Source organism: Legionella geestiana (genome assembly GCF_004571195.1).
Classification (GTDB): Bacteria; Pseudomonadota; Gammaproteobacteria; order Legionellales; family Legionellaceae; genus Legionella_B; species Legionella_B geestiana.
In genome coordinates this window covers 179,079-200,329 of record NZ_CP038271.1, presented here as the reverse complement: position 1 = coordinate 200,329, position 21,251 = coordinate 179,079, and the positions used below count along the sequence as shown (strand labels likewise).

Here is a 21,251-nt window from a genome sequence, read left to right as displayed (position 1 = left end):
CATTTATCACTATGTCAGTAAGCGGCCTTGCGTAAAGCGCGCCTGCGAAGGATTCGCCCCGTTGCCCAGTCACCGCCAGTCTGGATGAGCTGAACAATCACTACCAGCACCAGAACAGTTATCAGCATAACAAATGGATTGAAACGCTGGTATCCATACCGTATGGCCAGGTCGCCAAGACCGCCTCCGCCAACCGTACCTGCCATGGCGGAATAATTGACAAGCGTGATGGCTGTTACGGTCAGTGCCTGTATTAAGGATGGTAGGGTTTCCGGCAGAATAATGCGCCGGATAATCTGGGACGTGCTCGCACCCATCGACAGACCAGCCTCAATAAGACCCTGTGACAGTCCCTGGCAGGCATTATCAACGAGTCGCGCAAAAAAGGGGATGGCGCCGAGTGTTAGAGGCACCATGGCCGCATGCAGCCCGATAGAGGTACCGACCAGCCACCGAGTGAACGGGATAATTGCAACCAGCAGAATAATAAACGGAACTGAACGACTGATATTTATGATGCTGGAGAGCAGTCGATTTAGAATTCGGTTAGGCTTCAGGCGTGCGCTGGAGAAGAGTACCACCCCAAGAGGCAGTCCTGCCAGTGCTGATAGCGCGGTGCTGACTATGACCATGTACAGCGTTTCGCCAGTAGCGGTCAGTAAATCATGCCAGATGGTCGGTGACATACCCCAAAACCTCCACGGTTAAACCAGATTCCCTGCACCGTTTATTAAAATCATCCAGCAGATTGTGGCCGTTACAGAGCTCTGCGACCAATACGCCGCAAGTGACAGTGCCATAGCGGTCAATGTTGGCCAGCAGAATGTTAATATCAAGCCCAAGGTCGCGGCTTGTCTGGCTGATGAACGGAATGTTAACTTCAGCCCCTTGGAAAAACAGGCGCACCAGTGGTGTTTTAGTGGGCGTATTTGACAGGTTTTCGATGAGGCAGGGCGGCAGTTGCGGGCTGAGATTCGTGTAAAACATTGCGTGCGCGAGGCTTTCATCATCTTCAAAAACAGCAGAAAGCGCTTTAATCTCAGCGAGTCGCCCCTGATTCATCACACCTACCCGGTGACAGATTCGCCGTACCACGTCCATTTCATGCGTCACAAGAACGATGGTAATCCCATAAAGTGCATTGATTTTTTTAAGTAAATCGAGAATGGCGCGAGTGGTTTCAGGGTCGAGAGCAGATGTGGCTTCATCGCACAGTAAAATTTTTGGCGAGCACGCCAGTGCACGCGCAATCGCAACACGCTGCTTTTGCCCGCCACTGAGCTCTGCGGGATAAGCGTGTATTTTTTCTTCAAGCTCTACGAGTGGAAGGAGCGAGGCAATTTTTTCTTTGATGACGTCTTCGTTATACCCCTGGATTCTCAGGGGAAAAGCGATGTTATCAAAAACATTACAGGAATCCAGCAGGTTAAAATGCTGAAAAATCATGGCCATTTTATGGCGAATACGATTTACCCCTGAAGGTTTTAAGGCGGTTATGTCTTCGTTGTCAATGAGAACCTGGCCCATGGTCGGGCGCTCAAGAAGATTCATGCATCGCAGAAGTGTTGACTTTCCAGCACCACTGCGGCCAATAATGCCGAATATTTCGCCTTCCTGCACAAAGAGGTTGACATCATGCAGGGCGTGGGTGGAGCCAAAATGCCGTGAGACTCCGCGTAATTCAATCATCGCGCCTCGTAAAAACAAGCTGTTACAACGCAAAAAGTGCTGGAATAATACACCATACGGCGGGGGTTGAACAGTGTTTTTAAAATGCTGAAATTGCTGGCGCAGGTTGGGTTCTATTGACAATTGGTGACACGGCTGCAAACCACGTCAATTCATCCAAATTTAATCTTGAGTTCGTTAAATAGAGCCGACTATTCGCCTCACTCAAGCTGTGTACGGGACGAAAAATCGTTGTCTTCCCAGAGCTCATGCTGGAGTTAGCCCCGTGCCGGCACATGGATGGCTTCCCGCCCGCGCGGGAATGACAGGATTCGGGGTGTGTGCGGAGGCCAAAATCTCTCCCACACTGTCTTCCCCGCGCAGGCGGGGACCTATTCGGGATGTGGCACGGAGCCAACGCATGGAACGATTCAGCCTGGTCACGGTACCAAAATTCACGTGAATCCCCCGGCGCGGAAAAAGTGTCCCGGACACAGTCACTCAAGATAAAGTTTTACCTGAATTGACGTGATTTTCGCTTCGCACCACCAAATGTCAACAGACCTTGGGCTCGGCTTCGGTTTGAATGATTAGAAAAAACAGTTGACTATGACGTTACGTCAGACCTTAACCTTGGAAACAAGGAGGAAAAACGATGAAACAATGGTATGCAAAAGAATTGGCAAAACTTGCTCAGGTGTCAGTGCGTACACTGCATCATTATGACAAGATTGGTTTACTAAAACCCGGGTTGCGCCAGAGTAACAATTATCGTTTGTACTCCGAAACGGATTTATTAAGGCTGCAGCAGATTATTGCGCTTAAATTTTTTGGTTTTGAGCTGTCGCAGATTAAAGCCCTGCTTGCAAGGAATGACACGCTGCCTGACCGTCTTGCCATGCAGTCACGGTTTTTGCGGGAAAAAGCGGCGTCATTATTGGATGCGAGTGCAATATTGGACAGTCTGTCCCTTGATTGCATCCCTGATAAATCCATTCCCTGGCAAAAAATTATTGAACTCATAGGGGTTTATAACATGACGCAACAACTGGAAGATGCATGGGTTAAAGAAATATTTACACCTGATGAAATGAAGGATTATGTTAAATTTGAAACTGCATTAAAGGAGCATTCAACGCCTGAAAGTAAAGAGGCATTTGAGACAACGTGGTTTAATCTGGTTGATGCAATTAAAAATTGCCTTCATGAAAATCCGGCCTCTGAACGGGGAATTGCATTGGGTAAACAATTGATGGACTGGGTTAACAGTTTATATGGTCCGCAATACGCTCACCTTCGTACAAAAAAATTCGAGTGTGGTTTTGGGGAAGGAAAAGGCCTTGAACATCACGGTTTAACACCAGAGACCGTCGCCTGGATGGAAAAAGCGATGAACGCGTATTTAAGGCATCGTGCGCACATTGTTCTGGAAAATGTTGGGAAAATCCCTGAGTCAAGATTGACGCAGGAGTGGACGAGCCTGATGGATGAAGCATATGGTCAACAGGTCGAGAAAAAAGTGCAGGCCGCAGCTTTACTTCTTGAAGAGAACGCCATCAGCGAAGCCGCTAAAGAATGGCTGAAGGCCTTTTACCATCTCTGAGGGTTTCAATCGCGACTTTCTTTGAAAAAAGTCGCGATTTTCAGGCTGTGAGCTGATGCGCGAAAAAACATCCGGCCTTTGGGGATACCCGATGCCGGGCTTCGCGGCGCTCAACCCAGCCTACAAAAAGTAGTTATAATACAATAATTTATTTGAAAATAACGCAGTAGCCTGCGCTGATAAGCGCGGGACAGGATGCGCGAAAATACATCCGGCCTTTGGGGATACCCGATGCCGGGCTTCGCGGTGCTCAGCCAAGCCTAAAAAAGTAGTTATAATACAATGAGTTATTTGAAAATAACGCAGTAGCCTGCGCTAATAAGCGCGGGACAGGATGCGCGAAAAAACATCCGGCCTTTGGGGATACTCGATGCCGGGCTTCGCGGCGCCCAACCCAGCCTACAAAAAGTAGTTATAATACAATAATTTATTTGAAAATAACGCCGTAGCCTGCGCTGATAAGCGCGGGACAGGATGCGTGAAAATACATCCGGCCTTCGGGGATGCCCGATGCCGGGCTTCGCGGCGCTCAACCCAGCCTACAAAAAGTAGTTATAATACAATAAGTTATTTGAAAATAACGCAGTAGCCTGCGCTGATAGGCGCGGGACAGGATGCGCGAAAAAACATCCGGCCTTTGGGGATACCCGATGCCGGGCTTCGCGGTGCTCAGCCCAGCCTACAAAAAATAGTTATAATACAATAAGTTATTTGAAAATAACGCAGTAGCCTGCGCTGATAAGCGCGGGACAGGATGCGCGAAAATACATCCGGCCTTCGGGGATACCCGATGCCGGGTTTCGCGGTGCTCAGCCCAGCCTACCGAAAAGCCCATTAAATTCAATTATTTATTTTAAAATGGCGCCGAAGCCTTGGCTAATAAGCCCAGGAGGAATAGGTTTTTCGTTTTTATCGACCCTCCCAATGCTGTAAAAATTCCCCAAGGTGAGGGCGGTTTGAGGATTCTTCCATAAGGCAATTACGTAACTGCTCTGTTGCACGCGCATAGTCCTCAGCACTCAGTACCCCGCGCATCTGTTCAAACCGAAGATAAACCCCGTAGGTGTTTAAAACATCGGTTTCGCAGTAGTTACGAATCCCCTCAAGGTTGCCGGCCTGATACTGTTCCCAGACTTTTGAGCCGCTCATCCCCATTTTTCCGGGAAAACCGAGCAGTGTTGCAATGTCATCGAGCGGTGCGCTGGCGCGCGCCTGGTAGGCAGATAGTACGTCCATTAAATCGAGGTGACGGTAGTGGTAGCGGTTGAGGTAATTGTTGTAGCGAAACCCGCTGACAGTGTCGCCAGCCTCCCAGTAGGTCGGTGCCGCAACACCATGGAGAAGCGCTCTATAGTGCAGCACTGGCAAATCAAAGCCCGCTCCGTTCCAGCTTACAAGCGTTGGAGTGTAGCGGTCAATGCCAGAATAAAAGCGGCTGATAAGGTCCTTCTCATCAGCGTTAATATCACCGAGGGACCAGACTTTAACCTGCTTGCCTGTAGCCATCACGAGGGAGATTGCCACAATTTTCTGCAGGTAATGCGGTAGAAAATCGCTCCCGGTTTTTGCACGGCGAAGCGCAAAAAGTGCTTCTGCCGTATCACTGTCATTCAATCCCTCAAGGTCATGCAGACGGCGGGCACTTTCAACATCAGGAACGGTTTCTATGTCAAACACCAGAACGGTCATGATGCAGCGTGTTCCTCGCCGACCCGCAATGTTAAAACATCACAGGGTGCATGATTGACCAGTGATTGCGCGTTACTGCCAAGAAAGTTTGCAAACCCTCCGGGCGTATGGCTGCCAATTACCAGCAAATCAATGTTCAGCTCACGAATTTTATCAAACACATGTGCGGTGACCGCACCTATATCGGCAAACTGACGCGAAACCGGCACGCCAAAATTTTCTCCAAGTACGGATAACACCGTTTTGGCATCGGACGTTGAGGGGGTGGCCAGTTCAACGAACCCCAATCCCTGAGCAAGCTGAAGGCTGGCTGGCAGTGCTACCACGTGCATCAGATACAGCTCTGCATTAAGCTGACGTGCGAGCAGTGCTGCCTGCTCGCAAAGGGCGTAATGATCTCGAGAAAGATCAGTCGCATGCAAGATACGTTTATACATGTTCGTCCTTGATTATCTGGCCTCGCGGGCGAGGTTTCGAAGCACATACTGAAGAATACCACCATGGCGGAAATACTCCACCTCATTATCCGTATCAATACGGCATAAGAGCGGGACATTCTCCACCTGACCATCCTCGCGCTCTATTCGCATCATAAGCTCCATGCCGGGTTTGATGGTGTCATCAAAGGCAATGCTGATGCGCTCTGAGCCTGTCAGTTTAAGGGTATTGCGCGATACGCCGTGCGGAAACTGGAGTGGCAGAATGCCCATGCCAACGAGGTTTGAACGGTGAATGCGCTCAAAACTCTCAACAATCACAGCCCTAACGCCAAGCAGCCGTGTGCCTTTCGCCGCCCAGTCGCGAGATGAGCCGGTACCGTATTCCTTGCCGGCAAAAATCACGAGCGGGTGGTGTTCTGCCTGGTAACGCATGGCAGCATCATAAATGGGCAATGTTTCCCCGGACGGAATGTGGCGCGTGTAGCCGCCTTCGATTTCAGGTGTCATGGCGTTACGAATGCGGATGTTGGCAAATGTGCCGCGCATCATGACTTCGTGGTTGCCGCGGCGTGAGCCGTAGGAATTGAAGTCTTCAACGGCAACCCCATGTGATTTCAAATACTGACCCGCGGGTGAATTCGCCTTGATAGAGCCTGCTGGTGAAATGTGGTCCGTGGTGATGGAATCACCAAAAACGGCAAGCACATACGCTTTTTCAATCGGCGCAATAGGGGCTGGCTGTTCGTCAAGATTGTCAAAAAAGGGCGGCTTGCGAATGTAGGTAGAAGCGCTGTCCCATTCGCAGGTAGTGCCACTGCCGGTTTTAATGGCCTGCCAGTGGGCATCGCCATCAAAGACGGCCGCGTATTCACGGCGAAACATGGCCCCCGATACTTTAGCAACTTCATGGGCGATTTCGGCATTCGTTGGCCATATGTCGCGCAGGTAAATCTCTCGCCCCTCGGCATTCCGCCCAATCGGTTCCACCGCAAGATTGCGGGTTGTGGTTCCGGCGAGCGCGTAGGCAACCACCAGCGGCGGGGACGCCAGCCAGTTGGCGCGCACCTGCGGATGAACGCGGCCTTCAAAGTTACGGTTGCCGGAGAGGACGGCACTGACCACAAGGTCGTTATTCTGTACGCAGGCGGCAATCGCGTCAGGCAGCGGTCCTGAGTTACCAATACAGGTGGTGCATCCGTAACCCACCAGGTTAAATCCGAGTTTATCAAGATACGTCTGAAGGCCTGCGTGACGCAGGTAATCAGTGACCACGCGAGAGCCTGGTGCCAGAGAGGATTTTACCCATGGCTTTCTTGTCAGTCCAAGTTCAACCGCTTTTTTGGCAACAAGGCCTGCCGCCATCAGTACACTTGGATTGGAGGTATTGGTACAGCTTGTAATGGCAGCAATTACCACATCGCCATGGTGCATATCAAAGTCCCCGGCGTTGAAGGACTTGTTCTTTTCTGCCAGTCTGCCGGTCTCTGAGAGAAACGCCTCAAACTGTTCAGGCATGGTGTGAAGATTAACCCGGTCCTGTGGACGCTTTGGCCCGGCCAGTGATGGTTCAACCGTATCCAGGTTAAGTTCCAGTATATCGGTAAAAATTGGCTCCGGCGTGTTTTTGTCATACCACATGCCCTGAGCCTTGCAATACGCTTCCACCAGCGCGATGGTGCTGTCATCGCGCCCCGTCAGACGCATGTAACGCAGTGTTTCTTCATCGACCGGGAAGAAGCCACAGGTTGCGCCGTATTCAGGTGCCATATTCGAAATGGTGGCTCGGTCGGCCAGTGGCAGGGCGCTGAGGCCTGTGCCAAAGAATTCCACAAACTTGCCAACGACCCCTTTCTTTCGCAGCATCTGCGTGACCGTCAGAACGAGGTCGGTCGCAGTGATGCCTTCACGCAGTTTGCCGGTGAGGCGAAAACCAATAACTTCAGGTATCAGCATGGAAACCGGTTGACCAAGCATCGCGGCTTCCGCCTCAATTCCGCCGACTCCCCAGCCGAGCACCCCAAGACCATTAACCATGGTGGTATGGGAATCGGTGCCGACCAGTGTGTCAGGATAGGCGTACGTAACCCCATCCTCCTCGCTGCTCCAGACGGTTTTTGCGAGATATTCAAGGTTTACCTGATGGCAGATACCGGTGCCAGGCGGCACCACGCGGAAATTGGCAAAGGCTTTCTGACCCCAGCGCAAAAACGTGTAACGCTCGTGGTTGCGCTGCATTTCGATGTCGGTGTTTTCTTCGAGTGCTTCAGGAGTTGCAAACTTATCCACCATTACTGAGTGGTCGATAACGAGGTCGACCGGTGAAAGAGGCGAAATCTGCGCAGGATTGCCTCCCATGGTGCCAATCGCATCGCGCATGGCGGCCAAATCTACCACAGCCGGAACACCGGTAAAGTCCTGCATAAGAACGCGTGCGGGACGATAGGCTATTTCGTGTTTTGAGGTTTTGGTGTTGAGCCAGTCGGCGAGCGCTTTAATGTCATTTGTTGTAACGGTTGAGCCGTCCTCAAAGCGCAAGAGGTTTTCCATCAGCACTTTAAGAGAAAAAGGCAGGCGGTTAATACCGGGAAAATGTGTCTTTTCCGCAAGTTTGAGACTGTAATACACACAGGTTTTACCATCAACCTGCAGTTCACTGCGGGTGCCAAGCGTGTCCTGACCAACCTTCATCGCGCGCTCCTGAATGCAAAAGCGCTATCATAGCGGAAATTAAGGCATTTAAAAACTGCGTTGAAGAACAAGGGTGCATGCCGGACTTTCGCCCGGCAAAGTAATGATGCTACCAGCAGCGGCGTTGACAGTTAATGTATCGACCACGGTAACCGGTGCGCCAGCAGACTTTCTTGCAGTTGACGCCATAGTAGTAGGGATTGTAGACCGCCGCCCCAATGAGTCCGGCGCCAATGACTGCAGGATAATAATTATTATAGTAAAATCCACGACCACCCCAGCCGCGATTCCATCCTCGGTTCCAGCCGTTGCCATGCCAGCCACGGTTCCAGCCACCGCCATGCCAGCCTCCCCCATGCCATCCACCTCCGTGCCACGCAACCTGCATCTGTTTGGGAGCACTGCCGTTATCATAGACAATGGTCGCCGCTTCTGACTGCGGGAGCATGAGCAGCAGTAACGCTGTCATTGCGCCTTTTATGCCGGGATGAACCAGTTTTGAGTATTCCATGGCACATTCTCCACACAGGTTTTATGTATAAAATATAGACCAGATGGGTAAATATTTCCATTCGTGTGGCTCTTTCAGTGCCAGGGCGTGTTGTTGTAAATTCAAATGTAGCGTGAGCGCATGCCTTTTCATAAAGGTTTGCTGTCCGTGCTATTCAAGGGGTTGCTTATCTCAGTAAGGATACTCTCCAGCGCTTTGGCGGCGCTGGTCTTTATGCAGGGGAACATGCGGCTGGTAAACCCCTGTCCTTTTTCGAGTATGGCAAGCGCTCCAGAATCGCACAACGCATCGAGTGTTTCCCCGATTTTTTTACGGTCGCCCTGCGCTTCAAGCAGCTCAGTGACCGCGATTTCAAGGATTTTTCTTTTTAAGTCGACGCCAAAAAAGTTCATACATTGATCCCGATAAACTCCCGGCTCCAGGTCGGTATAAGCGACTGCGAGCCAGTTTTTTTCGCCTCGCCATTCGTTCCATGCAGAGGGCTGGTAATGCTCGGTTACCTTTTGGCGGGCAGAAGCTGTAAACGCATTTCTCGCCTGTCTATCCGCTGCGCCACCCATGGCAGCCGGAGCTACAGAAGCCGGAGCCACAGCCGGCGGGTGTGCCAGAGCATCACGCAGGCGGTACAGTTCCTCATCAGCTAACACGGGTTTTGCAATCTGATGCGCGTCTGCGTACTGTTCGGCGAGGTTTAAGAGGTCACGAAAGCAGGGCATGGGCGTGAGTTGACGGGTTTGGGCGTGAGTGCGCTGTTTTTCATACGCCTGCACCATGTCATCGGCGACTTCTTCAGGAATGCCGATGGCGTTTCGAAGGATAAAGCCCATTTCCGCGCCGGAGTAAGTGGGGAGCGTGATGGTGAGCATGCGGCGTGAGAGTGCGGTACTTTGCGCCTGCCTGCCGGCCATGGTGATGGGGTTTTGGGTGCCAAGGAGGAGAAAGCCCGGGTTTTCGGGGCGTTCGCCATCGGGACCGAAGCCCATGAGCAGGCCGTTGCACAGTTTTTCGAGCATGGGTGAGCTGTTGACTTCATCCATGATGACAATGGTGCCTTCATGAAAAGCCTTTAAGAGCGCCTGGGTGCGCTCCTCAAGGCTCATGCTGACCGGGATAACGCAGTAACTGCGGGCATCACCGGGCGAGGAGTCATTGATGCCGCGCCGCTGGAAGCCGTTGTGCTGAAGATACTGGAAGATAAGCTCGCTTTTACCAATGCCCGGCTCGCCCTCAACGATGAGGCCGCCAAGCCCGCCATAGAGTTTCGCCATCTTCTCGGGCGTGGCGGCTTCGGCCTCATCCTGGGTATCGAGTGCGTGGCGCGCGGCCTTGAGTGCCATGAGCTGGTCAAGGGCGGTGATAAGCGGTGCGCGTGAAGGGGTGACCAGATAGTTCCCGCAGGCAGGGGGGACTTTCGCCTGCGGCAGGCTTTCTGGTGTAAAGCGCGCATCGAAACGCGCGCGAAGGCCGTCCGGCAGGGCGTGTCGGGCAATGTCCCATGCGTGGTAGCGGGCACGCGCCTCGAGGCTGCAATCGGGAAACAGCGGGCCTGCGGTTATCAGAAGCAGCGCCATCATCTGCAGCTCACGCGGGGTAATGAGCACCTCATCATCGGCGTTTTCACCAATAAACCGATAAGCATCGAGCATCGGCTGACAGAGCGCGGCGGCCTGCTCCTGCAGCGGGGTATCGGCAAAGACGGGTTTCAGGACTTCTTCATAAAGGCAGGCCGGCGGCAGCGGGTCAAAGCGTCTGGCGTTGCCGTGGCGCACAAAGAACGTCGCAAGGCTGCGGTCATCGCCGTAGCTGACGGGGTTGCCGTCAAAGACGAAGCGGATGCTGTCGGGAATCGTCACCAGCTCGCCGTTGACGGGCAGGGTGGGAGGCGTGTGAAAAAGCCCCTCGCACTCACTCCACTGGCGAAGGTGCAGGTTTGCTTCTGTCACGTAAATGATTTTTCGCCCCTCACGCGGGTCATTGAGCGCAGTGGCAAGGGCATTTTCCCCCTGATAGACGGTTGCCTCGCGTGCGAGGTATTTGTTGACGAAGGTCGTTTTACCGACACCGGTCAGTCCGGTTAAAAAGATAAAGGGCGCTTCCTGCAGGACGGCATTCACCTGCGCGAGGCGTGCCGCGTTAAAGGCAGCGGCCTCTGCGGCCGAGGTTTCTGGATTAAAGGGCGGCAGATGAAAGCCTGCGGGCAGGCTTTCAAGCCCTTCCCACGCATTGGCGAAGGGTACGCCCGGATGCTGTCGGATGAACGTGAGCCGCGTCTGCAGCACGCTTAAGGGTTCAGCCGCGAGGTCAGCGGTGCCGCCGATGCGCTCGAGCTCGCCCTCGCAAAGCCCAAGGAGTGCGGCTTTTTCTTCAGCACAGACGGCATGCCTCAGAGGCTCGGCAAAGCTCAGGGCATCGCGGTTGTCAGTGACTACCATGAGACGGCCCGCTGGCGCTGACTGTTGCCGCTCAAGAAAGACCACGGCGAGGGCATCGATAATGTCCGGGGTCAGCTGCCCGGTCAGAAGAATCGATTCTCCGGCATCAAGCGCCCGGTTAAAGGCACTGCGTTTTTCCGAGAATGAAAACCCGAGGCTGTCCGCATCGAAGCGCCCCCGCAGCGAGGCGGTCAAATCGCCCGCCGACCATTCTGATACATCAAGCACCTTCCAGACGCCGGGGGTGTGGCGCGTGAGCCGGGCGATGGTGGTATCGGGGTCATCGCTGACAACGGCCATGGTGTGTGCGGTTGCGCTTGCCTGCCATTCGGGCGGCAGCGGCGGCGTCAGGTCCATGCGGCTGTCTGATGATGCTGCCGCTGCCAGAGGCTCCGGCAGAAAAGCGGGCAGGGTCACGCCGGGCGCCACATGCAGATGCAGTGCCGTGTTAAAGCGCTTTGCCACGCTTAAGCATTCGGCCCAGGCATCATCGGAGAGAGCGGCTGTCACGTTCACATGCAGCGTCTGGCCCTGATGGGCTTCGAAGAGCCCCGGGAGTGTATACAATGCCGCATCGCGGCAGGCATACCGGCGAAAAAACTGCGACAGCTGCAGCGGGTTGCAGACAACGGCACGGGCATGCAGGCCGTGGCTTGTGGTGACATTGCTGACCAGCGTTTCCCAGTCATAGCCTTCCTGTCGGTAAAAGCGCAGGCCTTCGGGGAAGGGCAGGCTGCCGCCACTGTATGCGAGCATCCGCTGCGCGCACGCTTCGCGAAAGGCGTGCAGAAACTCAGGGTTCTCCCAGAGGCCATTGGTAATAACGACCGTCTGTCGCCCTTCCTTCAGGGCGCGCACCAGTTCGCCTTCTTCAAAAAAGAGCGCGCTTCCCTGTAAAATCCAGCGCCCCAGCAGGCGTTCTTTCCAGTCGGCGGCACGAAAGACATCGAGGGTGGTGACGTCCGCATCAGGCGGTATTTCCTCAGTGTGTGTCTCAGGCAGGGCTCTGGCGAGAAGGCTTTCTGCAAACGGGCAGGTTTCTACCTGCAGGGCAAAGCGCGAATAAAAGTCAGAACCCGTGTAGCGGCCCGGCTGGCGCGTGTTGACAAGGCCCACGATAATCGCTTCTTTGGGCACCGGTACGCCATCGGCAAGGCGCGTGTCATCGAGCAGGGCATTAAAGCGCACGAGGTCATCGGCCTTGAAACGGCTGTAATTGACTATCAGTACCGGCGGGTTATCCCTTGTGTACGGTTGTGTTAAAAAGTCATACAGACGGCCTCCCGGCCCCCTGCAGGGGATGCCTTCCCGGCCATTGTCCGCCATGCGCACAAAAGGTGCCTGACAGACGAGGTCATCGGGCGTGTGCACATAAAAGACCGGGCGGCTGATATGGCGGCAATGCCTTTCCAGCGCATAATGCAGGCCCTGCAGCGCCGTGTCGGAGGGCAGTTCAATGAGCTGTTTTAGAGGCGCGCCGCAGGCCACTTTTCGCTGGCACCAGGCGCTCAGCGACGGGATGCGGGCACTTTTTTTCTTCCAGGTTTCAAGCGCCCTTTCAAAAAGACGGGCGTTACTCACAGACGGCGAAACCGGGATGAGGGCGCCTGATGGCTCAAGGTTCGCTTCTTCAAAAACCGCGCGGTCTGCATCAATATCATCGCCCGCCGGACGATGGCTGTCATCAATCTGCAGGCGGGCTTGATAGCCGCCAAAGTCCAGTGTCAGCCAATAGCCATCAATACACACTTCAGCAAACGCGTGTACGTCATTGACCACGATGCGAACCGGAATGGCTGGAAAGAGCGCTTCCATGGCGGCTTTAAAAGCCACGGCCCGATGGCGACAGGCGCCTTTTTTCTGGGTGCGAATGGCCTGAAGGTAGTCGCTCCCGCTCCATTCAGGCTGAACCCCTTCGAGTGCCCCCTCGCCATATCCCATGAGTTCCTGCTGCAGTGCGTGTATCGCCTCAGGCACTGAGGGTGCTGGTTCAGGCGCGTGCTCCTGCACGACAAAGCGCACGGTGAGTGATGGCACCTCACTGCGTACCCGAAGGTAATACTGATTATCGCGCTTTGAATACGCGAGTGAAATGTCAGCGTCGGCAGGCTCGGTATGAAGATGGCTGAGCGTTTCACGCGGTGAGAGCGAGGCGAGGGGCTGCCAGTGCTCGCCTGGTGTAAGTTCCTGAATGCCAAGGTAAAACGGAACAGGAGTAGCGTGTCCACGAAGACCCTCTATGGCCTCCACCGTCGGCAGGCGCTCGTAATCCACCTCTGTATATTCCGGCTCTCCGTCAAGGGCAAGCCTGAAGGCATCGCTGAGGCCGCAGGGCTCTCGGTTTATGTGAAGTACATCAAACGTCCGCAGGCGATAACGGTTAACCAGAGGCGCACGCACGCCATTGGCCAGCGGGTAGAAAATGCGCTTCGCACGCTGCGGGGTATTGGGGTTCGCCGTATCGGCATCAAGACGGCATTCTGAGGGTGCGGGGGCTGGTGGAGGGGCTTGTTTCGAGCCCGCACGCTCAGCGCTTTTTGCAAGTAATGCGGGCGCCTCGGCGCCGTATTCTTTTTGAAATGCTTCGATTAACCCCTCTGTAAATACCTGCAAACGCACATTGGGGTGCTTTTCGCCGATTTGCCATGCTGGTATGCCATCGACTCTGCGCAACAATATACCGTCAAGCGCATTTCGACTGAAGTGTTCAGGGTCTTTGTTGAGTGTTCGGAGCATGTCTTCACGGTTTTCACACATACAAAGTGCCAGCAGACCGCCTTCTTCCAGGAAATGGTCGGGATCAGTGATTCCCGGGGTCAGCTCGGGTGCATTTTCAACAGCAATAAGAGTACCAAGGCTTTTTACGATTTCTGCCATAAGTGCTGCAAGCGGGGTGATGGTTTTGCCGCCATCGATGAAATTGGGGTCATAAAACCGCCAGTTATCGGTGCCTGTTTTATGCACACATATGGCATGCCACGGATTTTTGAGAATGACAGCAGTCGATACACGCGCCTGTGAGAGAAAGTCCTGCAGATTTTCGCCTGCATATGTGAGAGGCTCTTCTTGATTGAACTGGTGGTTTTCTATGACTTCCAGTAACTGGCGAAAATGGAGGTGGCACGAATGCGTAAGCGTTGCCTCTCTGCCGTCCCAGGCCTCAATCTCATTCATGAACGCTTGCCATTGCTGCGGCGACAGCGCCTTAAAAAGGCCGCACAGGCCATTGCAAATCCCATTTTGCAGCAGGGGGATAAAATGGGTTTTGTGTTGAGTGAGTGTCAGGTACTGTGAGAGTTTTTCGATTATCATTCCCTGATTGCGCGTTGCATTGGTGCCGCGATACTGAAAATCTAAACCAGTTGCATCAGGTTTGGTTTCCAGATGTGAGCGACGGTCATGAACAGGGTCTTCCAGGGGGGTAGAGAAGGCGTCTGTGCTGGGCAATTCAGTTGGGACAGAGGGAGATTCGCTTGAAGAAGCGGTTTTTAACAAGGGGGTACTTGAGAAAAAGGGATAAGTCACGCTGCTCTTCGGATAGTCAACCGCAGGTATGCCGTTAAGACGCTCCTGAAGCGCTTCAGGCAAATTGTTTTTTTCGAATCGAGGGTTCTCAGGCAGTTTCAGTGTTTTGAGATTGGGGGCTTGTCGCAGGATGTGTGTGAGAGTTGTATGAGACACGGTGATGTTATTTATCTCCAGTGTTTCAAGTGCAGGCAGTGGGCCGCAGGAAAAATCATCTTTGATTAGGAGAGACCCTGAGACATTCAGCATTTTCAGATGTTTCGCATCCTGCAGCAAGCCTTCGAGCAACATGCCGTTAATGCTTGAGTGGCTGACATCAAGGGTTTCAAGTGCCGGTAGTGAACTGAAGGAAAAACCGTCATCAACAAGGCGGCAGTTGGCAAGATCAAGGCATTTCAGGTTTTTGGCATTGGTCAGTAAGCTTTCAAGCGATGCGCTGGTGATTCTTGCGTTGGTGAGTTTAAGCGTTTCAAGGAGAGGGAGCGGGCTGCAGGAAATACTGTATGTATCAAATGTGCATTGACTGAGGTTAAGATGTTTTAGATTTTTGGCATCCCACAGTAAGCCTTCAACGGATTCGCTGGTGATGCTTGAATGACTGACATCGAGGGTTTCAAGCGCCAGCAGCGCTTCGCAGTAGAAAGTGTCTGAAATTCCCCGGCAATAGCAGGCAATCAGTGTTTTAAGGTTTTTTGCATTCTGCAGCAGGCTCGAGAGACTCTTGCTGGTGATTGCTGCTCCACCGACATTCAGCGTTTCAAGTACCGGCAGCGTGTCAGAGGAAAAATGGGCGACATTTTGGCAATATGTCAGGTCAAGTATTCTCAAACTTTTGGCGCCGCGCAGCAGGTTTTCAAGACTTTCACCGCTGATGAATGAATTGACGAGATTTAATGTTGTCAGTGCCGTAAGTGGGCCGCAGGAAAAGGGGGGGTTGATAGATTCACAGTAAGAGGCATCAAGGGTTCTTAAATCACTTGCTCCTTGAAGTAAGCCCTGAAGGCAAGCACTGTTAAGGTATGATTTGGCGATGTTTAGTGTCGTCAGCGCAGTCAGTGGGTCGCAGATGAACGGTCCTGTAACCGCTGTACTTCTGCATTCAGAGAGGTCAAGTGTCGTTAGATTCTTCGTTGCACGCAGCAGGCCTTCAACATGCTCGTTGTTGATGTATGGCTCTATGTCTGGGCCTGTGTTTGGAGCGCTGATTTTTAAGGTTTCGAGGGCAGGAAGGCTAAGACCTGCGAGGTTTTCCGAAACTTCAAACTTGATATTGCCAAGATGAAGTTCCTTAAGTTCCGGGGCTCTTCTCAGTAAGGCTAAAATGGATTCGAAAGTGGTTTTTCGCTGCCTGCTGCTTTCCCCATGGCGTTTAAAGAAAAAGCGTTTAAGGGCGGGAAGAGGAGTGCTTCCAGAAAGACTCCCCTCAATATCAATATCCTCAAGCTCGAGGCACACAAGTTTTTGAGCACTTGCAAGGATATTTTCGAGGTCTTCAGCCTGAATTTTATCGCCATAGAGGCAGAGATTCTTAAGTCTTTCGAATCTTACGCAGGTGCTTGTAATTCGCTCATGGATTTTGTGCAGTGAAAGAGTCAATGTTTTAAGAGTGTGTGCGGCATCGGCAAGCGCATTCAGGTTGACGTCACCCTCACAGGTCAGGGATTCGATGCCCCTAAACAGTGATAATTCAAGACAATTCCAGTTGATTCTTAGACAGCCTTCCAACGCAAGGTGCTTAAGATTAGGGCATTTTCTGAGCAGGGCCTCGAGGGTTTCGTTAGTAATGTCTGACCCTGACAGATTCAATGTTTCAAGACGATGAAATTCGCTCGCCGCATTCAAGTGAACGGTGCCATCTGCGTTCTCAAGATTTAATGCTTTCAGTGCTGTACATGCCTGCAATACTGTTCCAACCATGACCGGGAGCGCGGGGCGCTCACCACAGGGGTGCAGTGTCAGAGACTCAATACGGTTAAAATGCGAAGGATTAAGAGAATACCCGCGCCGGATAGCCATTTCTGAGGCTACAAGCTCATTCAGTAAAACTTCATCAAGGTTAACGGTACTAAAACGCCACACAACAGGGATATTAAGAGCTTCCTCCAGCCGCTCGGCCATAAGAATATCATCCGGGAATGTCTTGCAGACGATGGCCTCAAAAGGAGGATAGACATTTTGTAATTCCTGCACCAGCTCATTCTGTTCGTGGTCACTCAGATTGTGCCACCAATCGCCTGTTTCCAGCGTTCTGTCTAAAGGTGTCGCGTCGTCAATAATGGCATTAAGCCCGTGATAATCGAGAATATGCAGTTTATCTCTCGGTATTTTTATCCTGGCTGCCGCCTGATAGAGCTCATCCTCCGAAAAGATGTGCTGATTTTCTTTCAGCATATCAATCAGCAGGTCAGGTTTATTAATCCTTTGAAGCCTGCCGGCGAGAATAACATGCACAGGATAACCTGCTTCAATGAGTTGACTGCCCAGTCGAGTTACCTGGGCTGCACGGTTTGCATCCCAGCCTCGAGCCGACCAGTCGTAAATCAGAATATGTCGTTTTTTTATCTGCTCCTGCGGGTGGGGGTCGACAAAGCAGGGTTTACTGGCCAGCAGACGGTCGACACTCAAGGTACCGCGAGGCAGATTAGAATAGGAAGCTTCGCTGGTTTTTTGCCGGTGCAAAAAAGAGAGGTTCCATTTTTTTTCAGGGTTAACCGCCAGAAAGTCTGAATGCAGACAGGATATGACCCGCCTTGAGAAGTAGACGGAGTGAAAGTTAAGTGTACCGTCAAGCAGTGGTGATGACAGACGCCCCTTTCCGCTTATAATCATAGAAATACTTCTTGGATTGCAGTTAAATGCGCGCCCCAATTGCTTGCACAGTTGCCAGTACTCAATATGAGCAGCGATGCCTGCGTATCTCTGTGGATGGTATGGCGTTACAAAAAATGGCATTTAATAACCGGAAAGAACAACAATAATGCAATTGTAGCGCCGACGCCTATCAATAACAATTAAAAATATAGCATGGTTGATGATGAGTCATAAGGCGCGCAGATAATACCATTGTGTATAAAAGGGTGTACTCTGCGCGCTAAGGCGGTGTCAGCGCGTTTAGCAGCGCCGTAATTTCGGCTGTACGGGATTCGGGGGTATCGCCATCAAGTATAAAGCGCAAACGTGTCGGACCGTCCAGCTGATAGCGTTTTGCATGCAGTTGAATCAGCCGAATAAGAGCGGCGGCATCGATATTTGCCGATTCTCCAAATTCAATTTTTCCAGCATTCCCGCCTGCCTGAATGCGTTTGATGCCAAGCTTTGAGGCCAGCAGCTTGAGCTCCGTAACCCTGAAAAGCTGTTTCGCGGCCTCTGGCAACAGGCCAAAACGGTCAATCATTTCCACCTGAAGGGCTCGAAGGCGCTCAGTATCAGGCGCACTCGCAATCTGTTTGTATAGCACAAGGCGGGTATGCACATCCGCAATATAGTCTTCGGGAAGCAGTGCGCTGTGACGCAGGTCGATGTCTGGTCCTCCCTGATTCAGCGGATTGGCAAGTTCTGGAATTTTTCCAGATTTAAGTGCAGTAACCGCCTCGTCAAGCATCTCCATGAACAGCCCAAATCCGAGCGCCTGCATGTTACCGCTTTGTTCTTCACCGAGGAGCTCGCCAGCCCCGCGAATTTCAAGGTCGTGAGTTGCAAGCGCAAAACCGGCTCCAAGGTCTTCAAGTGATACAATCGCCTCTAGCCGCTTGATGGCATCGGAGGTCAGCAGTTTTTTGTCCGGTGTAAAAAGCCATGCATAGGCCTGATGGTGAGAACGTCCAACCCGCCCACGCAATTGATGAAGCTGCGCCAGCCCGAACTTGTCGGCTCTGTCGATGATGATGGTATTGGCAGAGGGGATGTCAATACCGGTTTCGATGATGGTGGTGCATACCAGTACGTTAAAACGCTGGTGATAAAAGTCTGACATGATGCGCTCAAGTTCGCGCTCGCGCATTTGTCCGTGGGCAAACTGCACCCGCGCTTCCGGTACCAGCGTCTGGATGTCTTCTGTGGTTTTGGCAATGCTCTGTACGTTATTGTGCAGAAAATACACCTGCCCGCCGCGCAGTATTTCACGCAATACCGCTTCACGCAGGGTCGTGTCATTACGCTGCTGCCAGAACGTTTTAATGGCAAGGCGGCGCGCCGGAGGGGTTGCAATCAGCGAAATATCGCGGATGCCGGTCATGGACATGTTTAAGGTCCGTGGAATGGGAGTGGCCGTCATGGACAGCACATCAACATGTGCACGCAGGGCGCGGATGTGCTCTTTTTGCTTCACGCCGAAGCGATGCTCCTCGTCAATGATTAAAAGCCCGAGGCGTTTGAAGACGATGTTTGCAGAAAAAAGCTTATGAGTACCGATAACGATATCGATGCGCCCGGATTGCATGCCTTCAATCACCTGGGTCGCTTCCTTGCCACTGTTGAAGCGCGAAAGCAGCGCAATATTAACGGGAAAATCGGCAAAGCGGTCGCGAAAGGTATCATAATGCTGTGCTGCAAGCAGTGTGGTAGGTACCAGCACACACACCTGATGGCCGTTTTGCACGGCGATAAAGGCCGCGCGCATGGCGACTTCTGTTTTACCAAAACCAACATCTCCGCAGATAAGTCTATCCATCGGTCGGGTTGATTGCATGTCTTTCACGATTTCATCAATGGCCTGTGCCTGGTCACGGGTTTCTGTAAAAGGAAACCCGGCGGCAAATAGGGCATAATCGGTTGCAGGAAGGGTGGATACAACGCCCTTGCTGGCTTCCCGGCGCGCGTAGATATCAAGCAGCTCTGCTGCGGTATCGCGGATTTTTTCAGCGGCCTTTTTCTTTTCTTTCTGCCATTGATCCGTCCCTAAACGGTGCAGGGGGGCATGTTCGCTGTCAAGTCCCGTATAGCGGCTTACGAGGTGAAGGGAAGTGACCGGCACATAGATTTTATCATCGTTGGCGTAGCGGATGACGAGAAATTCACCGCGCGTCCCGCCCGATTCAATGTATTGAAGCCCCTCATAACGTCCAACCCCAAACTGCAGGTGCACAACGGGACTGCCTTCTCGAAGCTCTGCGAGTGAGCGGATGATAAGGTCGGGGTCTATTGTTTTTTGTGAGCGTCGACTTTGAGGGACGGCCTGCTCCCCAAAAAGCTGGGATTCCACGATTATCTCAAGAGCGGCATCCTTAAACACCACGCCTTCTGCAAGCGGGCCAACCACGATACTCACGGGATTCGTGCTTTGCAGAAAATCTACCCAGCCCTCTAAAACACCGGGACGTATGCCGCTTCTGGAGAGCATCTCCTGAAGCACTTCGCGCCGTCCGGCGCTTTCGGCCATCAGCAGAAAACGTGTATCGCGGGTCTGAAGGTGTTTTGCGAGGGTTTCGAGCGGTTGTTCGCTTTTGCGGTTCGCAGGATAGAGCCCCCCGGTAAGGGTGTTGAAATTGAAGATATCCCGCGCTTTTTTAGGGGGAGTTGCGGTGATGTGAATGCATTGAAAGCGTGAAAGCGTTTCTTCAAGTGCACTGGTTGATTGAAAAAGTGCCGGTGGCGGCAGGAGCGGGCGCTGCAAATCGTGCCGCAGCTGCTCGTAACGCGCATCAATTTCTTCCTCAAAACGGATGCCGGCGCTTCGTGTGTCACCCGCGAGAAAGATGTGTGCGTCTTCTGGCAGATAATCAGCAATCGTCGCCGTCTTCTCAAAAAAGAGCGGCAGATAGTATTCGATGCCACCAGGAAGCTGACCTTCACTGACCGCAGTATAGACCGGTGACTGGCTCGGGTTACCGCTGAAGGCTTCGCGCCACGCACCGCGAAACCGCCCGATACTCTCAGAATCCTTGCCAAATTCACGTGCCGGCAGAATACGGACGGCATCTATCTTTTCAATCGTGCGCTGTGATTCAGCGTCAAAGCAGCGAAGACTCTCAATGGTATTGTCAAAGAGTTCAATTCGGAAAGGATGCGTGCTTCCCATGGGGAAGATATCGAGAATCGCGCCGCGCAGTGCATACTCGCCATGTTCAAGTACCTTGCTGACGCACTGGTAGCCGGCAATCGTGAGCTGTTCGCGAAAGGTATCCGGGTTCAGGGTGTCCCCGACATTTAATACGAGCAGATGCTGGTGCAGGAACTCAGGCGGACAAAGCCTGTGCATCAGGGTGCTGAAGGCGCTGACCACGAGCAGTTTCTGTGCACGTTTAAGCCGGCTCAACGTCGACAGGCGCTCTGAAAGAATATCCTCATGCGGGGAAAAATGGTCATAGGGAAGGGTTTCGCGATCGGGAAAAGTGAGTATCTCCGTATCTTTCGGCAAAAAAAAGCGCAATGACTCCGTTAAAGCATCGGCTTCATTGTTATCGGTCGTGACCACCAGCATGACGCCCGGATTTTGCTGCCAGTATTCTGCAAGCGCAAGCGGCAGGGCGGCCCTTGCAAGATGGCTCCAGTATCCATGCCCGCTCTGAGGTGGATTTAAAAGAAACGGCGGCATTGCAAAACATCCTGATGGAAAAAGGCTCAATCATACCAGGGTATGTGGTTTTTGGCGAGAAGGACGTTAAAGGATGTTAAAGCCCTAAATTTTTATTGACAAAACCGGGCGTTTTGCGTTGACTGCGAGGGTTGCCCCATGGGAGGGCGATTGTTTTTTACAA

The 21,251-nt window shown here is 52.6% G+C and carries 9 protein-coding genes; 1 reads left to right on the top strand and 8 read right to left on the bottom strand.

The window, feature by feature from the left end:
- Window positions 1-14: 14 nt before the first annotated feature.
- Together E4T54_RS00870 and E4T54_RS00865 are read right to left on the bottom strand one after the other, a co-directional pair.
- A complete protein-coding gene (locus tag E4T54_RS00870) occupies window positions 15-686 on the bottom strand; it encodes a methionine ABC transporter permease (RefSeq protein WP_051551058.1) in 672 nt (223 codons plus the stop codon).
- The gene (locus E4T54_RS00865) at window positions 664-1,689 is read right to left on the bottom strand and encodes a methionine ABC transporter ATP-binding protein (protein ID WP_028387336.1); all 1,026 of its coding nucleotides are present in this window, start codon (window positions 1,687-1,689) and stop codon (window positions 664-666) included. The genes E4T54_RS00870 and E4T54_RS00865 overlap by 23 nt, the downstream gene beginning before the upstream one ends.
- Before the next feature lie 634 nt (window positions 1,690-2,323).
- Between E4T54_RS00865 and E4T54_RS00860 the strand changes: the two genes are divergently transcribed.
- Window positions 2,324-3,271 carry a MerR family transcriptional regulator gene (locus E4T54_RS00860; protein WP_028387335.1) on the top strand — a complete coding sequence of 316 codons (948 nt, stop codon included), beginning with the start codon at window positions 2,324-2,326 and terminating at the stop codon, window positions 3,269-3,271.
- A gap of 909 nt (window positions 3,272-4,180) precedes the next feature.
- On the opposite strand, the gene E4T54_RS00855 is transcribed toward E4T54_RS00860, so the two are convergent.
- From E4T54_RS00855 to mfd, 6 genes are all read right to left on the bottom strand, one after another.
- Entirely contained in the window at window positions 4,181-4,960 is a 780-nt protein-coding gene (locus E4T54_RS00855) for a 3'-5' exonuclease (protein WP_028387334.1), read from the bottom strand.
- Window positions 4,957-5,397 carry a universal stress protein gene (locus E4T54_RS00850; RefSeq protein WP_028387333.1) on the bottom strand — a complete coding sequence of 147 codons (441 nt, stop codon included), beginning with the start codon at window positions 5,395-5,397 and terminating at the stop codon, window positions 4,957-4,959. Before E4T54_RS00850 ends, E4T54_RS00855 begins: the two co-directional genes overlap by 4 nt.
- Before the next feature lie 12 nt (window positions 5,398-5,409).
- Window positions 5,410-8,088, bottom strand: coding sequence for an aconitate hydratase AcnA (gene acnA / locus E4T54_RS00845; protein ID WP_028387332.1), 2,679 nt, complete (start codon window positions 8,086-8,088; stop codon window positions 5,410-5,412).
- Window positions 8,089-8,197: 109 nt separating this feature from the next.
- Window positions 8,198-8,599 (bottom strand): hypothetical protein, encoded by a 402-nt coding sequence (locus tag E4T54_RS00840; RefSeq protein ID WP_051551057.1) that lies wholly within the window; start codon window positions 8,597-8,599, stop codon window positions 8,198-8,200.
- A 128-nt stretch (window positions 8,600-8,727) separates the two neighbouring features.
- Window positions 8,728-17,385 (bottom strand): hypothetical protein, encoded by an 8,658-nt coding sequence (locus tag E4T54_RS00835; RefSeq protein ID WP_115152826.1) that lies wholly within the window; start codon window positions 17,383-17,385, stop codon window positions 8,728-8,730.
- A gap of 262 nt (window positions 17,386-17,647) precedes the next feature.
- On the bottom strand, window positions 17,648-21,088 hold the full coding sequence (gene mfd / locus E4T54_RS00830) for a transcription-repair coupling factor (protein ID WP_028386819.1): 3,441 nt from the start codon (window positions 21,086-21,088) through the stop codon (window positions 17,648-17,650).
- Between the last annotated feature and the right edge of the window lie 163 nt (window positions 21,089-21,251).

Coding starts and splice junctions, on each gene's coding strand:
- E4T54_RS00835 (WP_115152826.1), bottom strand. CDS start 17,385: ATGATTATAAGCGGAAAGGGGCGTCTGTCATCACCACTGCTTGACGGT.
- E4T54_RS00855 (WP_028387334.1), bottom strand. CDS start 4,960: ATGACCGTTCTGGTGTTTGACATAGAAACCGTTCCTGATGTTGAAAGT.
- mfd (WP_028386819.1), bottom strand. CDS start 21,088: ATGCCGCCGTTTCTTTTAAATCCACCTCAGAGCGGGCATGGATACTGG.
- E4T54_RS00840 (WP_051551057.1), bottom strand. CDS start 8,599: ATGGAATACTCAAAACTGGTTCATCCCGGCATAAAAGGCGCAATGACA.
- E4T54_RS00850 (WP_028387333.1), bottom strand. CDS start 5,397: ATGTATAAACGTATCTTGCATGCGACTGATCTTTCTCGAGATCATTAC.
- E4T54_RS00860 (WP_028387335.1), top strand. CDS start 2,324: ATGAAACAATGGTATGCAAAAGAATTGGCAAAACTTGCTCAGGTGTCA.
- E4T54_RS00870 (WP_051551058.1), bottom strand. CDS start 686: ATGTCACCGACCATCTGGCATGATTTACTGACCGCTACTGGCGAAACG.
- acnA (WP_028387332.1), bottom strand. CDS start 8,088: ATGAAGGTTGGTCAGGACACGCTTGGCACCCGCAGTGAACTGCAGGTT.
- E4T54_RS00865 (WP_028387336.1), bottom strand. CDS start 1,689: ATGATTGAATTACGCGGAGTCTCACGGCATTTTGGCTCCACCCACGCC.